This is a genomic window from Erwinia papayae (assembly GCF_058241465.1).
This window is the reverse complement of record NZ_JBZCHT010000013.1, coordinates 1,958,372-1,974,787: the sequence shown is the minus strand read 5'-3', so window position 1 is coordinate 1,974,787 and position 16,416 is coordinate 1,958,372. Positions and strand designations below refer to the sequence as shown.

Here is a 16,416-nt window from a genome sequence, read left to right as displayed (position 1 = left end):
TGGGGTACATCACCGCACTTTGCAGCCTTCCGGCCAGTCAGTCACGCCGTGGGTAGTCATCGCTGTTTATCCACGCATGGTCATCTTCCCAGCTGAACAGCCATTTCCGCTCCGGCCCGGCCATTACATTCAGGTAGTAACTGTCATAACCCGCCAGGGTCGCTACCGGATGATAGCCTCGCGGCACCATCACCACATCCTGGTCAGAAGGTGCCATAGAGGCATCCAGGCTGCGGTCATCCGTATACACCCTTTGCAAAGCAAAGCCCTGTGGCGGATCAAAACGGTGATAGTAAGTCTCCTCCAGCTGCGTTTCTTTGCCGGGCTGGGGGGTGTCATGCTTATGAGAAGGCCATGAACTGGTCGCCCCTTCATCGGTGTAGACTTCCACCACCAGCAGGCAGTCTGCCTGCGCGCTGTCTGGCAGAATATTATGCACCAGACGCTGATTGCGTCCTTTCCCCCGGTTTTCAACACCCACATCCTGTGGGCGAATCACTCTGGCGGGCAGCGTTCCCTGCCCCGGCGCGCTACAGACCGCCAGTTCAAGAGAGGAATCCGCTGTGACTTCAACGCGGTCATGGGCAGGAACATAGACCGACCAGGGCGGCGTTCGCTCAAACGGTGACATACGCTGTCCCAGCCCCGGGAAGTCATCTTTGGCGGTTTTAACCGATGCCAGCCCAGCCACCAGCACCAGGCACAGCTCCCTGTCGCCGCACGCCAGCGATATTTTCTCTCCTTTAGCCAGCTTCCAGACATCAAAGCCGATATAGCGCCAGCCTGCACTTTCCGGCGTAATGGACTGGATATGCCCTTCTTTCTTACTTCTGGACAGCAGTGACACGGCAGCCTCCTTTATGCTTAGCCCAACGTCGGCATACTGAATTCAGAAACGGTATGCTGTCCCTGCGGCCAGCGGACGGTAGCGGTCTTCATTCGGGTATAAAAGCGGACGCCATCCGGGCCATGTACGTTCAGCGCGCCAAACACCGAGCGTTTCCAGCCGCCAAAACTGTGGAATGCCATAGGCACAGGAACCGGGACATTAACGCCGACCATCCCCGCCTGCACATCATGAACAAATTCGCGGGCGGTATGGCCGTTGCTGGTAAACACCGCACTCCCGTTGCCAAACTCGTGGCTGTTAACCAGCTTCAGCGCGCTGGCATAATCCGCAGTGCGCATAATGCCCAGCACCGGGCCAAAAATCTCCTCACGCCAGATGGTCATCTCAGGAGTGACGTGGTCAAACAGCGTACCACCAACGTAGTAGCCTGCTTCATAGCCAGGCAGGCGCAACTGACGGCCATCCACCACCAGCTTAGCGCCTTCCTCCACACCTTTATCGATGTAGCCAATCACCTTCTTCTGATGCGTTCCGGAAACCACCGGACCCATTTCATTCTCTTCACTGCCACGCAGACAGCCCGGTCCCACTTTCAACGCCTCAACTAACGGCTTGAGGCGGGCAATCAGCTTGTCAGCTGTCTCATCACCGACCGCCACCACCACCGGCAGCGCCATGCAGCGCTCTCCGGCGGAGCCAAAGGCACCGCCCATGATGGCGTTGACCGTGGCGTCGAGGTCCGCATCAGGCATCACAATCGCATGGTTTTTTGCTGCACCGAACGCCTGTACCCGCTTGCCGTGGGCGCTGGCGGTTTTATAAATATGCTCCGCAACGCCGGAAGAACCGACAAAACTCACCGCCGCAATGCGGGGATCGGTATAAAGTTGCTCAGCGTCTTCGTTACTGCAATGAATCACGTTAAACACCCCATCAGGTAAGCCTGCCTCTTTCAGCAGTTCCGCCAGCCGTACAGATGCGGTGGGAGCAAACGCTGGTGGTTTCAGCACAAAACTGTTCCCGCAGGCCAGCGCCACCGGGAACATCCACATCGGCACCATCGCCGGGAAGTTAAATGGCGTAATACCTGCCACCACGCCCAGTGGCTGCATCAGCGAATAGCTGTCAACGTCGGTGCCGACGTCTGAAGAGTATTCACCTTTAATCAGATGGGGAATGCCGCAGGCGAACTCCACCACTTCCATTCCGCGCGTCAGTTCACCAATCGCATCCGTCCAGACTTTGCCGTGTTCAGTGACAATAATCTCGGCCAGTTCATCGATGTGCTGTTCCAGTAACATCTTAAAATTAAACAGGATACGCGCGCGGCGTAAGGGTGTGGTCCGTGACCACGCATCAAACGCCGTATGAGCAACCTCAATTGCGTCCGAGACTTCCTGCGCTGTTGACTGAGTCAGTTCACGAATAGCTTTGCCAGTGGCCGGATCGTATACCGGCACCGTTTCCTGACTGCTACTGATATGGTTTTTTCCGCCAATAAAATTACCCGTGGTATTCATACTTGCGCCTCATTTAAGCAGAGGGTGGATTAGCACCCGGCTGTATCTGTGTTTGCGAGATGTCATAACGGTAGTTAAATGAAAAATTTATTTCAATAAATAATAAAATGGAAATTTGAATTGGTGAGGCGGCTCGCATTTTTATGCCATTCATTACCGGATGATCTGGCAATTAAAGTGTTATCCAGACTACTTCCTTATCCTGAAAGCTGAAATAATCGTTGCCACCAGGCAAGATTTTGCGAACGCCATCAAAGAAATTTATTTTCATTTAATATTAAAATGAAATAAATTTTCCCAACAATCCGACAGGGCAACCTGTCATTTCAGGTTCAGGAGAGTCGCATGACCATCGCCGCAGAACGTTTCTGTATCAACCGGAAGATTGCTCCCTCGCTCAGCATTGAAGCGTTCTTCAAACTGGTAAACCGCGCAGGATTGCACAAAGTCGAGCTGCGCAATGACATGCCCGGTGGCAGCGTTACGGACTCCCTTACTCACCAACAGGTGCGTGAGCTGGCCTCTCAGTACCAGATTGACATTGTTACCATTAATGCGGTCTATCCCTTTAATCAGCGCAGTCATGAGGTGCGCCAGCTGACCGAACATCTGTTGAACGAAGCCAGAGAAACAGGAGCAAAAGCCCTCGTGCTCTGCCCACTGAATGACGGCACGCCGGTTTCAGCCACCGAGACGCTGAACGCCCTGCGCGACCTCGCTCCGCTGTTCGCCTCATATGGCATCGCGGGGTTGGTTGAGCCGCTGGGCTTCCCGCAAAGCTCCCTGCGTTCCGCCTTAGAGGCCCGTCATCTTATCCACGATGCGGGAGTCCCTTTTAAACTGCTGATCGACACCTTTCATCACCATCTCTGGCCTCAGGCCGACAGCGAATTCGCCCGGCTTGATGTAGCCGACATCGGGCTGGTACACCTTTCCGGCGTGGAAGACCCACAGCCACGCGAAAAACTGACGGATGACCACCGTGTGATGATCACCCCGACCGATCGCCTTCACTCCTGCCAGCAGGTGAAAAATCTGGAAGCCAGAGGCTACCGGGGTATCTATGCGTTTGAGCCGTTCGCGCCAGAGCTTGCCGAATGGGATGAGTCAAAAATTCTGCAAGAAATTCAGCAGAGTATAGAACTGATTCAGCAAAGCTGCTGAGCCGGAGCAGACCGTTGTCGATGCAGCCGAACGCCTGAACAACGGATTAATCCGCCGATCGTGCCTGACAGGCTCGGTCATTGTGCCTTGTCCACTCCCCTGGCCTTACCGCCTCCTGAGCCGACTCAGGAGGTTTTTCCGGGTAATAATCAGCGCTCAATCACACAACCACACAGGTGGCTTTCCGAAAAGCGCTTTCCTCGCTACAGTAAACTCATCCGACCACTTACCCGCAGGTTACTATGGCTGCTTCTCTGTTCTCCCCGCTGGATCTGGGCTTTACCTGGCTGAAAAGCCGCGTACTGATGGGGTCAATGCATACCGGGCTTGAAGAGCATCCCGACGGGCCACAGCGCCTGGCGGCATTTTATGCCGAGCGGGCCGCAGCGGGCGTGGCGCTGATTGTGACGGGGGGGATTGCCCCCTCTCCGGAAGGGGTGGTGATGGCGGGCGCGTCGGTGCTTAACCACCCGGACCAGTTGCCACATCATCGGGTGGTAGTCGATGCCGTTCACCAGGCCGGGGGGAAAATTGCGCTGCAAATTTTACATGCGGGCCGCTACAGCTACCAGCCAACCCTGGTGGCCCCGTCGCCACTTCAGGCACCGATCAATCCCTTTCAGCCCCGGGAGCTGGGCCACGACGAGATTCTGGCACTGATTGCGGATTTCGCCCGCTGCGCCCGTCTGGCACAGGCAGCAGGTTATGACGGGGTCGAAATCATGGCTTCTGAGGGCTATCTGATTAACCAGTTTCTGGCGGCCAGAACGAATCAGCGCAGCGATGGCTGGGGCGGCGACGAAAGGCGCAGAATGCGTTTCGCGGTGGAGATTGTGCAGGCCGTGCGGGCGGCAGTGGGGGCCGAATTTATTATTATCTTTCGCCTGTCGATGCTGGATCTGGTGGAACAGGGCAACACCCTGTCGCAGACGCTGCGACTGGCTCAGGCTGTTGTACTGGCCGGGGCCACGCTGATTAATACCGGCATTGGCTGGCACGAAGCGCGGATCCCCACTATTGCCACCTCAGTGCCGCGTGGCGCTTTCGGCTGGGTGACCCGGCATCTCCGCCAGCATCTGAGCCTGCCGCTGATCGCGACCAATCGCATTAACCATCCACAGGTAGCCCAGGCGCTGCTGGATGAAGGTTGTGCTGATATGGTTTCGATGGCCCGACCTTTTCTGGCCGACGCACAGTTTGTTGAAAAAGCCCGCGCGGGACGCAGCGATGAGATTAACACCTGTATTGGCTGTAATCAGGCCTGTCTGGACCAGATTTTTGCCGGCAGGATCACCTCCTGCCTGGTTAATCCTCGCGCCTGCCATGAAACCGAATTGCCACAACAGCACACCCCGCAACCAAAACGGCTGGCGGTGGTGGGGGCTGGCCCGGCCGGACTGGCATTTGCCGTCAACGCCGCAGGACGGGGGCATCAGGTGACCCTGTTTGAGCAGGCCGCAGAGATCGGCGGCCAGTTCAATGTCGCGCGCCAGATCCCCGGCAAAGAAGAGTTCCGCGAAACGCTGCGCTACTATCGCAGGCAGCTGGAGATTAACGGCGTGGCGCTGCATCTGAACCACCGGGTGGTGGCGTCTGAGCTGGTGGACTTTGATGAAATCATCCTCGCCAGCGGCGTGACGGCGCGGATACCGCAGCTCGCCGGGATTGACCATCCCAGCGTGCTCAGCTACCTGGAGGTGTTACGCGATAAAAAACCGGTGGGCCAACGCGTGGCGATTATCGGCGCAGGAGGTATTGGTTTTGATACCGCGGAGTATCTCAGCCAGCATGGCGAATCCGCCAGTCTGAATATTGCCGCCTTCTGTCGCGAATGGGGAATTGATCAAACCCTGCAACAGCCGGGTGGACTGTGCACCCCGGTTAGTCCCGTGCCAGCGCGGCAGATCTGGCTGCTGCAACGCAAACCAGGTAAACCCGGTGCTGGTCTGGGCAAAACCACCGGCTGGATCCACCGCAGCAGTCTGCACATGCGTCAGGTCAGGCTCTGGGGCGGTGTGGAATATCTCCAGATTGATGATCAGGGATTACATATTCGCTATGAGGGTAAAACCCAGCTGCTGGCGGTAGATAACGTGGTGATTTGCGCCGGACAGGAACCAAACCGACAGCTGGCAGACACCTTAACGCCGCTGGGCAAAATCGTGCACATTATCGGCGGCGCGGACGTAGCGGAAGAACTGGATGCCCGCCGGGCGATAGCCCAGGCCACGCGGTTGGCTTTAAATATCTGACTGTTTTATTCACCGGGGATATCAATCCAGAACCAGCTTAAGCAAATGATAAGAACGCCTGCTTTTAATATTTTTTATCTGTGTAAAAATATCATTTCATTTCAGCACTCATTAAAGCGACTTTCCATGCCTTTTTGTATTAACTCCTGCCTGTCTGGCTCAACCAGCAGCATCGATTCCCGGGTCGAAATATCATCATAAAAAAACGATTCAGCTAATAATTTTCTGTCTGCTGATGGCTATGAGATAATCAGCAATACAGTTAAAACTCAGGAAATAAAACCGTTTGCTTCTGCCCTGAGCGCCAGATTAAGGATGAGTAATAAGGAATATTTTCAATATAAAGAATTATGGAATAATCTGGGTTTATCTGAAAAAAGGTCCGATTTGCCGAACCTCTGTCCAGTGAGGATAAATATCCGGAGAAGGGTGCCACAGATTCTTTAAAATCAGAACCAGCCTGCGCCGGGGCAATGTTCGAGGATGATGAAGATTATGTGAGTGTCGATCAGTTAAAAGACTTTCTTCAGCAGCGCGCAGAACAGCTAAAAATATCTTATAATTCAGTACCCCCGAACACCCCTGCCTGTGTTTTACACACGACACCAGCGCAGAGCCCGCCGTCGTTTGACAGCACAATACCCGATCATTACGACAGGCCGGTTATAAAAACAATAGCAGCCCTTTATGATATTCCCAGAAAACAACCAGTATCTGTCCTGTACGGTACCCCCGGAAAAAAACCAATATCAACTTTGTATGATATACCTGTAAAAAAACCAATATCTGTAGAGGATAATTTCGCTATAAAAAATAACATTGAAACTTGATTCAGATAGGAAAATAAAACCCCTAACACTATTACCGACACGTTAACAACACGGTTAAAAATAATAAAACGACCAACACAGTCCGTTAATTTACTTTCTTTATCCTCGGCTAAACGGAGTATTCCACGCACGCTATAATAGCGATGAGATATCTGATAAAAACAGCTTAAAGCCGGTCAGATATTCAGTATCCTCATTTAAGAATCTGAATTTCACTGCTACCTGTTTGCAGGCCTGACACTCTGTTTCCGTCATAGTTTGCGTTCAGCCGGGATAACCTTATCCATTTGGTTATCCCGGCAAGATTTTATTTGCCGTTCCAGGCCTTCAGGTTTGCATCACGGGTTTTCAGCTTTTGCTCTGGCGTCAGCTTGTTATACCCTTCTCCCAGGCCGCTTTCCCAGTCACCGTACAGCGGGTTAGGAAGAATGATAAAGCGGGTGCCAAACAGCTGATGGTTCTGGTTGACGAAGGCACGGCGCTGCGCGTTGCCCTGATGATAAGTGGCCGCGCCATAATCGTTCAGGTTATCACCGATATACAGCACTACATCGTAGCCTTCTGCCTTGATGGCATCGAAACGTGCCTGCTTATTGGAGCTGTCAGTTTTCAGGCGTAACGTTTTCTGATTAACGCCGGTAAAACCCAGTTGTTTAAGGTTGTCTGCCGTCGCGGCAGCATCTTTATTGTCACGGTTGGAGACATAAAAGACCGTGCCGCCATGACTGTTAACGTATCGGGCAAAATCCACCGAGCCCGGCACCGCTGCGGCCTGGCGGGCCTGGGTCCAGGCTGACCAGCTTTTATCAGCAAACGGCTGCCCTGCCTTCACCTGCCATGCGCTGTAGGCACTGTTATCGATCATCGTTTCATCAAGATCGACAATGACCGCCTTCGGTTTGCCGGTCAGTGAGGGAGCCTGATCAAATGACAGCGTTGCGAAGTTAAAAGCCTGATAAGCCAGCGCCTGGTACTCGCCCGACTGCTGGAACCAGTTCAGCGCCATTACCGACTGCTGATTAAGTTCGGCATTGCCATCAGGCTTTTTTGTCGCGCAGCCGGACAAAGCCAGCGCCATCAGGACACTGGTGCTTAACAGGGTGGTGGTTTTCATCTTCAAGGTGCAGCTCCATTCAGGAATTTACAGGAAATGGTTTCAGATTATCGCCTTAAAAATGCAGTATAACGGCCATAATGTGAAGCTATTGTTAACTCACAGCCTGCTAAAAAGGACGCCGCAATGTCTGGTGCTTATCTCTCTCCCCTGCTCTCATCCATTGACTGGCTGGGTCATGCTTTTCTGCCCGCCGGGGAACGCCCACCGGCAGAGACGGTGTATAACCTTCAGCGTCATACGGCGGAGGTGCTGCTGGACAGCGAGGCGCTTCCGGTCAAAAGCCAACAGGCTGATGGGCTGATCGCTACCGGGAGCCGACCTGTCGCGGTCTACACCGCTGACTGCCTGCCCGTGCTGATTGCAGACCATCGCCGGCAACAGGTTGCGGCGGTCCATGCCGGGCTGAACGGCGCGCTGGGCGGCGTGCTTATCAACGCGATCAGGCGTCTTTTTCAGCGAGGTGCCACGCCGGACAGCCTGACCATCGCCATTGGTCCGGCTATCGGTCCCTGCTGCTACGAGCTGGGCGAAGAAAGGATAGCCGCCATAAGCCAGCAGGATCCTCACCATCTGCTGCCGCTGATTGCCCTGTCGGAACAGCAAGGCAGCAACCCACTGGCGGTTCGTTCCCAGGCATCAGCCACAACCAATGGGGTATGGTTTGATTTGCCTTTGCTGGCAAAGCGTATGGCAATGCGGGAAGGTGTTGCGGAGGGGCAGATCGAGCTGAGCGGGGTGTGCACTTACTGTATGGCGGAAGAGCAGGCGAGCTATCGCCGCAACACCCATTTTCACTGCGGCTATCAGCAGCGATTTTCATGGATTAAGCGGCGATAAGCAGGGATTAACGCAGTTTAACCGAGCGTAGAACAACGAATTTCTGATTGGAAGCCACGGTGGTGCAGTTACCAAACAGTTTTTTCATTTTCTGGAAGTAATCAAGATGTCGGTTGCCGACAATGCGCAGTTCGCCACCGTGCTGTAAACAGCGGTATGCATCACGAAACATCTGCCAGGCAATGTGCGCCGTCAGGGTGTTCTGCTGATGAAAAGGCGGATTACAGAGCACCGTATGCAGGCTGTTGGCAGGAAACCCTGCCAGCGCATTATTCACCGTAAAGTGGCAGCGTGACAGACATTCGGGCCGGTTCACCTCAACATTCATCCGGCTGGAGACGACGGCCATCGAGGACTCGTCGACAAAATGCACCACCGCCGCCGGATTTTGCCGCAGCGCCATCAGGCCGATCACCCCATTACCACAGCCCAGATCGACAATCTCACCTTCAATATTTTCCGGCAGATGCGCCATAAAGAAACGTGCCCCGACATCCAGTCCGCTGCGGGCGAAGACGTTGGCATGATTGTGAATGCGGTAATCAGTGCCTTCCAGCTGCCACGAAAAGGTATCGGGTGCCTCCACCAGCGCAGGCAGATCGGCACGACAGAAAATCAGCCGGGCTTTCTTGACCGCCAGCGAGGTGGTGGTGTGTCCCAGTACGCGCTCGAAAAGTTGCAGCGTGGAGGTGTGAATATCTTTCGCTTTAGCCGCCGCAATAATCTCTGTCTCCGGGCCCACCACCAGACGCAATGCCCGTAGTTGCTGCTCGAGCAACGCCAGCGTTTTCGGGATTTTAATCAGCACGCGGGCGGGCCTGACCGGCAGCGGCGTGAGGCTGTCAAGAAACTGTACGTCCTGTTCCGCCATCCCGTTGAGCGCCAGATTATGGCGGGTGGCCAACTGGCCGATCAGTGAATCGCTGATGCTGTAACGCAGCTCCCCGTCCAGCGCACAGGCCAGCGCGCCGAAGGTGTCATTAAAGATAAATGTCGGCCCGCTTGCCGGCTTCTCTGCCAGATGCTGCAACAGATACTCATCGGCTGCATCCCACGCCTGGAGAGGACTCTCCTCGCCCGTCCGGGGAAAGCGGTGCAACGTCAGCGTGCGCTGGCTCAGTTCAAATTGGCTCATGGGATCACCCTGATGGTAAAAATTCCCGCGATTTATCCCCTAAAACGTCGGAGCAGTAAATGTTTTTCTTCCCCGATCGGCATCCGGGCCGCCTGATTATGGCCCCGCAATCCTGCCATCTGGATAAATACGCCTGCGGTCGTGGTAGACTTGCCAACCCTGTTCCCCCACTTTTCAACCCCGGAGTCAGCATGTCATCGCTGGTATATCTGCAAGGCTATCCCGAATCTCTGCTGGACCAGGTGCGCACGCTGATTGCGGAACAGCGCCTGGACGACGTGCTGCAAAAGCGCTACCCGCACAACCATAATATTACCAGCGACAGGGCACTGTACGATTACACGCTGGATCTGAAAAACCAGTCGCTGCGCAATGCCCCACCGCTGAATAAAGTCTTTTATGACAATAAAATCCGGGTGATGAAAGATGCTCTTGGGTTGCACACCGCCATTTCCCGCGTTCAGGGCGGCAGGCTGAAAGCCAAAGCAGAGATCCGGGTTGCCACACTTTTTAAACAGGCGCCTGAAGCGTTTTTACGGATGATTGTGGTTCACGAGCTGGCACACATTAAAGAGAAGAATCACAGCAAAGCGTTTTATCAACTGTGCTGTCATATGGAGCCGCAGTATCACCAGCTGGAGTTTGATACCCGGCTGTGGCTGACCGCCAGAGCGCTGGAAAACGGAGCCGCTGAGTGAGGGGATCAGGCCAGCAGAGACATCGCCTGGCCCCTCAAAGAAAATCTTTGGCTTTCTGGATAAGACTGGTTTTGGTCAGCGCCCCCAGATATTTCCTCTCGTGAGGATTATTCAGCACAGGCAGACGCTCCAGCGTGACGCGGGCGAATGCCTCCCAGCCTTCGGTAATCGACTGGTTTTCGTAAATACAGGGAAAGGTTTCATCCACCACGCAGCTGACCGGCGAGTCAAGGGTGATGGTCTTGTCCAGTACCTGACGGGAAATATCGTGAATCGATGCCGCGCCCAGAAATGCCCCCGTCTCGCTGATGACATAGACAAAGCGTTCGCGCTTGAGTGAACTGACTGCCAGCGCTTTACCCACCGAATCCTCCGGCTTCAGCGCCGCGCCAGAGACAATAAATTGCGAAATAATGCCGTTGTCGAAATCGAATTTGGCATCTGAACGGCTGAAGTGATGCTTAATCACCGGATAAGTGCTGCCGGATTGCAGCCGGTAGACGGTCATTGAAGCCAGCGCACAGGCGATCATGGTGGGAAACAGCAGGCTGCTGTTCAGCGTCATCTCCAGCACCATCAGCATCGCCATCAGCGGTGCCTGGCTGACCGAGGCCAGCATGGCCCCCATGCCGACGGCGGCGAAGATCACCGCATGATCGACCGGCATCCCCGCCATCGCGCCCAGAGACGCCACCAGTACCCCCAGTACTGCACCGGTTAACAGCGACGGCGTAAACAGCCCACCCACCGCGTTGGAACCGACCGAAACGGCGGTCGCGACCATTTTCAGCAGCAGCAGAATCACCAGCCCTTGCAGGGCATAACCGCCCGCCATAATTTCAACGATCACTTCATAACCGTTTCCCAGGATCTGAGGGGTGCAGATTGCCATTATGCCAACCAGCACGCCACCCAGCCCCAGCCGCAGCGGCAGATTTTTCACCCGTGCGAAGCACGTTTTACTGCGGTCAATCAGCCAGATCATTATCCAGCCCAGCAGCCCGGCCAGCAAACCGATGGCAACGGTCAGTAGCAGGTTGCTGGTGGTCAGCTCAAACTGTGCCTGCGAGAAAGGATAAACCGCCGAACGGTAACCAAGCATCCACATATTCAGCACCGCCGCCGCAGAGGCGATGATCAGCGGGATAAGACGCTGTAGCGAAGAGATACCAAAGGCGATTTCCGCCACGAAAATGGCCGACGCCAGCGGCGCATGGTAGACCGAAGAGAGTCCGGCCGCCGCAGCCATAGCCACCACATCGCTGTTTTTGAGTGATAATTTCCGGATAACAGAGAGCCGTCCCATCAGGCTGCCGCTCAGCGCGGAAAGCTGCACCATCGGACCTTCCTTACCAATGGATGCGCCGCTGCTGATACTGGCAATCGATGAGAGCGCACGAAACAGCGAGGTTTTGGTTGGCACCGCTTCCAGCCGGGCGTTGATCACCTCCAGATAATCGGTGCGAACCGTCTCCTTTTGCTCAATAGCGGTGGCATAACGCAGAAAAAATCCGGCCAGCAGCCCGCCTGCACCCACAATCAGCGGCCAGAGATACCACGGATAAACGCCGATCCCCTGGGTGACATCCTGCCCACTGCCAAACAGCAGCTTATTAATTAATTCAATCAGTTGCCGGAATCCCAGCGTCACCAGCGACGCCACCAGGCCCACGGGAATGGCAATGAGAATGCTGCTCCAGTTCAGTGCATGTTTACTGCCGGTGATCATCCTGGTTTTTCTCCCCGCGTGCCGATATGCGTTTATGGTGAGAGAGGCAACGTTAAAAATCAAACGCCCGGTGCGGTTCAGGCCGCGAAATTGCGATAAATATTTCTGAATATTACCAAACATGATTGACCTTTACGCTGCCGTCCGTTATTGTCGGCGGCAGCAAAGGGGAGTAACTTCATTGCCGGTTAATCGTCATTACGGTGCGCAAGCACCCGGTTGCCGGGCAACCAGGATTCCCGTCCTGTGTTGTAAGTGAGACCTTGCCGGAAGGCGAGGTTTGCTTACAGCAAATATACTGTGGCTGACGTCTTCCAACGTTAGCCATTTTATTTTGCACAGGAACCTTCTATGAATAGCGTAGGCACACCGTTACTCTGGGGCAGCTTTGCTGTTGTGGTGCTGATTATGTTGGCGATTGACCTGCTGTTGCAGGGGCGTCGCGGTAGTCAGACCATGTCTCTCAAACAGGCCGCCTTCTGGTCGCTGGTCTGGATCTCCGTCTCGCTGCTTTTTGCCGCTGGTTTATGGTGGTATTTGCAGGGCACCGCCGGACCTGAAATCGCCCACACGCAAACCCTCGCTTTCCTGACCGGCTATGTGCTGGAAAAAGCGCTGGCGGTGGATAACGTCTTTGTCTGGCTGATGCTGTTTGGCTACTTTGCCATACCGGCGAATTTACAGCGCAGGGTGCTGATTTACGGCGTGCTGGGAGCGATTGTCCTGCGCACCATCATGATTTTCGCCGGGAGCTGGCTGGTGAATGAATTCAGCTGGATCCTCTACGTATTCGGTGCGTTCCTGCTGTTTACCGGCGTGAAAATGGCCCTGGCGGGTAAAGAGGGTGAAGGTTCGCCGGGCGATAAGCCGGTGGTGCGCTGGCTGCGCAAACATCTGCGTATGACTGATGACCTCGAAGGTGAGCAGTTTTTTATTCGCCGCAACGGGCTGCTTTATGCCACGCCGCTGCTGCTGGTACTGATTATGGTCGAACTGAGCGATGTGATTTTTGCCGTCGACAGTATCCCGGCTATCTTTGCCGTCACCACCGATCCCTTTATCGTCCTGACCTCCAATCTGTTTGCCATTCTGGGTTTGCGCGCCATGTACTTCCTGCTGTCGGCCGTGGCGGAGCGTTTCTCAATGCTGAAATATGGCCTTGCAGTGATACTGGTCTTTATCGGTTTCAAAATGCTGATCGTCGATTTCTGGCATATTCCGGTGGCTGTCTCGCTGAGCGTGGTAGGCGGTATTCTGGCAGTGACACTGGTGATTAACGCGGTGGTTAATCGTCGTAACGACCAACGACAAAAGCTGAAATAATCAATTTACCCTTATATAACAACGAGCCTGCGACAGCGGTAATTACCTGCCGCAGGCTATTTTTCCCTTCCCCTGACATCACATTTCCTTATACTGCCCCGGCAAACACACGCTTTTCGCTGAATTCAGAAGAAGGATGCGTTCATAACAATCACTTAATCACTGGTTTTACTATGAGTATGGAAAAAAGCCGTCCGGGTCTGCTGCAACGTCTGTTACAGGCAAGCCTGGTGAGTCAGATTTTAATAGGCCTGCTGGCCGGTATTGCCCTTGCCTGGTTTTCAAAAGAGAGCGCCCAGTCCGTTGGCCTGCTCGGTACGTTGTTCGTCAATGCGCTGAAAGCCGTCGCCCCGATGCTGGTGATGGTGCTGGTGATTGCCTCAATCGCTAACCATCAACACGGACAGAAAACCAATATTCGCCCGATTATCACCCTCTATCTGCTCAGTACCTTTTTTGCCGCCGTGCTGGCGGTAGTATGCAGCCATCTGCTGCCACAAAGCCTGACGCTGAGCGCCGTTGACCAGCAGATCGTGCCGCCCTCGGGCATTATGGCAGTGTTGAACGGACTGCTGATGAGTATGATTTCCAATCCGATTGACGCGCTGCTGCATGCCAATTACATCGGTATTCTGGTGTGGGCTATCGGGCTGGGCTTCGCCTTTCGCCACAGCAGCCAGACAACCCGCACCTTTCTGAACGACGCGGCAGATGCCATCACCTGGCTGGTTCGTATCGTTATCCGCTTTGCGCCGCTGGGTATTTTTGGGCTGGTTGGCTCGATTCTGGCCTCTACCGGTTTTTCTGCCTTGTGGAATTATGCCCATCTGCTGGGTCTGTTGATTGGCTGTATGCTGCTGATGGCGCTGGTGGTTAACCCGGTGCTGGTGTGGTGGAAAATCCGCCGTAATCCTTATCCGCTGGTGTTTACCTGCCTGCGGGAGAGCGGCGTAACCGCCTTCTTTACCCGCAGCTCAGCGGCGAATATTCCGGTCAATATGGCGCTGGCAAAAAAACTGGGACTGGATGAGGATACCTATTCGGTGTCGATTCCGGTGGGTGCCAATATCAGTATGGCGGGTGCCGCTATCACCATTACCGTACTGACGCTGGCAGCGGTTAACACGCTGGGTATTCATGTGGATATCAGCACCGCGATTCTACTGAGCGTGGTGGCGTCGATCTGTGCCTGTGGCGCTTCCGGGGTGGCAGGCGGTTCGCTGCTGCTGATCCCGGTAGCCTGCAATATGTTTGGTATCCCTGCCGATGTGGCGATGCAGGTGGTGGCGGTCGGCTTTATCATTGGCGTGCTTCAGGATTCGGCTGAAACAGCGCTGAACTCCTCCGCCGATATTCTGTTCACGGCTGCGGCCTGCATGGCAGAACAGCAGACAAAGCAGCAACGCATCTCGTAGTGGTTTCGCCACGGCCGGTCGCCGTGGCGTCCTGACTTAACCCATTCAGAGCGTCACGCCGCTTTTGAAAATCGCCAGCTCGCGGAAATCATTTTGCTCATTTCGCGTCGGGCGACCGCAGGCTATCTCCACCAGCGTATCGACAAATCTCGCCAGCAGGGTCTCCATATCCGTACCGTGCAGCAACGCCCCGGCGTCGAAGTCAATCCAGTGAGGCTTTTTGAGGGCCAGCTCACTGTTGGTCGCCAGCTTAACCGTCGGCACAAATCCACCGTAGGGTGTACCGCGCCCGGTACTGAACAGCACCATATGACAGCCCGCCCCCGCCAGTGCGCTGGTCGCCACCGCATCGTTTCCCGGCGCACTCAGCAGATTCAACCCAGGCTGCGTTAACCTTTCGCCGTATTTCAGCACGTCCACCACCTGGCTCTGCCCCGCTTTCTGAGTGCAGCCGAGCGACTTCTCCTCCAGCGTGGTGATGCCGCCTGCCTTATTGCCCGGCGAGGGGTTCTCATATATCGGCTGATGGTTGTCGATGAAGTAGCGTTTGAAATCGTTGATCATCTGCACGGTTTTTCCGAAGGTTGCCTCATCCCGACAGCGGCTCATCAGAATACGCTCGGCGCCAAACATTTCCGGCACCTCGGTCAGTACGGTGGTGCCGCCGTTGGCGATCATCTGGTCAGAAAAGCGTCCCAGCAGCGGATTAGCGGTGATCCCAGACAGGCCGTCGGAACCCCCACACTCCAGGCCAAACTTCAGCTCGCTCAGCCAGCCCGGCTGGCGCTGGTCATGGCGCATCACTTCGTACAAACGTTTCAGCTGCACCACCCCTTCCTCGACCTCATCATCACACTGTTGCAGGGTGATAAAACCGACGCGATCGGCATCGTAGTCCCCCAGTGTGGCGCGGAAAACATCCACCTGGTTGTTCTCACAGCCAAGTCCAATCACCAGCACCGCGCCGGCATTTGGGTGGTGGACCATATTTTGCAGCATGGTGCGGGTGTTAACGTGATCCTGCCCCAGCTGCGAGCAGCCAAACGGGTGGGTAAAGAGGTGAACGCCATCAATATCGGCGGCATCCTCACTCTCTTTCAGAAAGCGGCTGAGGATTTGTTTCGCGATGCCGTTCACGCAGCCGACGGTCGGCAGGATCCACAGCTCATTACGGATGCCCACATCCCCGTTGCGACGACGGTAAATCTCTATCTCACGGTCAGCCGCCTGCGCGGGTAGCCTGGCGAAATCGGGCTGATAACGATAGTCATCCACGTCATTCAGATTAGTGCGGGCGTTGTGTGAATGAATAACCTCACCGGCGATAACAGAGCGGGTGGCGTGAGCAATCGGCAGGCCGTATTTCACCACCCGTTCGCCATCGGCCAGTGGTCGGAGAGCGAATTTGTGCCCGCGATCCACCGGCTGTTGCAGGTGAACAGGCAGGCCATCCACCGTCAGCGTTTCACCTTCCTCCAGCGCGCTGAGCGCCACGGCAACGTTGTCTTCAGGATGAATTTTAATAAAACGCGACATAGCCTGCTCC

At 55.0% G+C, this 16,416-nt stretch carries 13 protein-coding genes; 7 read left to right on the top strand and 6 right to left on the bottom strand.

From position 1 onward, the window contains the following. Positions 1 to 37: 37 nt before the first annotated feature. Complete coding sequence (gene iolB, locus AC3RPL_RS25360; protein WP_490741997.1) at positions 38 to 847, bottom strand: 5-deoxy-glucuronate isomerase; 810 nt, start codon at positions 845 to 847, stop codon at positions 38 to 40. 17 nt (positions 848 to 864) lie between these two features. Continuing rightward, positions 865 to 2,370: a CoA-acylating methylmalonate-semialdehyde dehydrogenase gene (locus AC3RPL_RS25355; RefSeq protein WP_490741996.1), complete on the bottom strand. Its 1,506-nt coding sequence runs from the start codon at positions 2,368 to 2,370 to the stop codon at positions 865 to 867. A gap of 345 nt (positions 2,371 to 2,715) precedes the next feature. Here AC3RPL_RS25355 and AC3RPL_RS25350 point away from each other — a divergent pair, with 345 nt between their 5' ends. The 3 genes from AC3RPL_RS25350 (at position 2,716) to AC3RPL_RS25340 (ending at position 6,616) form a co-directional block, all read left to right on the top strand. Next, a complete protein-coding gene (locus AC3RPL_RS25350; protein ID WP_490741995.1) occupies positions 2,716 to 3,534 on the top strand; it encodes a TIM barrel protein in 819 nt (272 codons plus the stop codon). 242 nt (positions 3,535 to 3,776) lie between these two features. Further along, on the top strand, positions 3,777 to 5,786 hold the full coding sequence (locus AC3RPL_RS25345) for a 2,4-dienoyl-CoA reductase FMN-binding domain-containing protein (protein ID WP_490741994.1): 2,010 nt from the start codon (positions 3,777 to 3,779) through the stop codon (positions 5,784 to 5,786). 473 nt (positions 5,787 to 6,259) lie between these two features. After that, positions 6,260 to 6,616 (top strand): hypothetical protein, encoded by a 357-nt coding sequence (locus AC3RPL_RS25340; protein WP_490741993.1) that lies wholly within the window; start codon positions 6,260 to 6,262, stop codon positions 6,614 to 6,616. Between the two features lie 307 nt (positions 6,617 to 6,923). Here AC3RPL_RS25340 and AC3RPL_RS25335 read toward each other — a convergent pair whose 3' ends face one another. After that, on the bottom strand, positions 6,924 to 7,730 hold the full coding sequence (locus AC3RPL_RS25335; protein WP_490742136.1) for a 5'-nucleotidase, lipoprotein e(P4) family: 807 nt from the start codon (positions 7,728 to 7,730) through the stop codon (positions 6,924 to 6,926). Positions 7,731 to 7,856: 126 nt separating this feature from the next. Here AC3RPL_RS25335 and AC3RPL_RS25330 point away from each other — a divergent pair, with 126 nt between their 5' ends. After that, positions 7,857 to 8,570, top strand: a complete 714-nt coding sequence (locus AC3RPL_RS25330; RefSeq protein ID WP_490741992.1) for a purine nucleoside phosphorylase YfiH/LACC1 family protein — start codon at positions 7,857 to 7,859, stop codon at positions 8,568 to 8,570. A 7-nt stretch (positions 8,571 to 8,577) separates the two neighbouring features. Here AC3RPL_RS25330 and rlmG read toward each other — a convergent pair whose 3' ends face one another. Continuing rightward, positions 8,578 to 9,705: a 23S rRNA (guanine(1835)-N(2))-methyltransferase RlmG gene (gene rlmG, locus AC3RPL_RS25325; protein ID WP_490741991.1), complete on the bottom strand. Its 1,128-nt coding sequence runs from the start codon at positions 9,703 to 9,705 to the stop codon at positions 8,578 to 8,580. 191 nt (positions 9,706 to 9,896) lie between these two features. Between rlmG and AC3RPL_RS25320 the strand changes: the two genes are divergently transcribed. Beyond that, positions 9,897 to 10,403, top strand: a complete 507-nt coding sequence (locus AC3RPL_RS25320) for a M48 metallopeptidase family protein (RefSeq protein WP_034939771.1) — start codon at positions 9,897 to 9,899, stop codon at positions 10,401 to 10,403. A gap of 34 nt (positions 10,404 to 10,437) precedes the next feature. Here the strand turns inward: AC3RPL_RS25320 and AC3RPL_RS25315 are convergent, their stop codons facing one another. After that, a complete protein-coding gene (locus tag AC3RPL_RS25315) occupies positions 10,438 to 12,132 on the bottom strand; it encodes a chloride channel protein (protein WP_490741990.1) in 1,695 nt (564 codons plus the stop codon). A 351-nt stretch (positions 12,133 to 12,483) separates the two neighbouring features. On the opposite strand from AC3RPL_RS25315, the gene AC3RPL_RS25310 reads away from it, so the two are divergent. Both AC3RPL_RS25310 and sstT read left to right on the top strand, forming a co-directional pair. Further along, complete coding sequence (locus AC3RPL_RS25310; RefSeq protein WP_261643341.1) at positions 12,484 to 13,455, top strand: TerC family protein; 972 nt, start codon at positions 12,484 to 12,486, stop codon at positions 13,453 to 13,455. 179 nt (positions 13,456 to 13,634) lie between these two features. Continuing rightward, positions 13,635 to 14,870: a serine/threonine transporter SstT gene (gene sstT / locus AC3RPL_RS25305; RefSeq protein ID WP_490742135.1), complete on the top strand. Its 1,236-nt coding sequence runs from the start codon at positions 13,635 to 13,637 to the stop codon at positions 14,868 to 14,870. Between the two features lie 45 nt (positions 14,871 to 14,915). Here sstT and AC3RPL_RS25300 read toward each other — a convergent pair whose 3' ends face one another. Next, on the bottom strand, positions 14,916 to 16,406 hold the full coding sequence (locus AC3RPL_RS25300; protein ID WP_490741989.1) for a UxaA family hydrolase: 1,491 nt from the start codon (positions 16,404 to 16,406) through the stop codon (positions 14,916 to 14,918). Positions 16,407 to 16,416 lie beyond the last annotated feature (10 nt).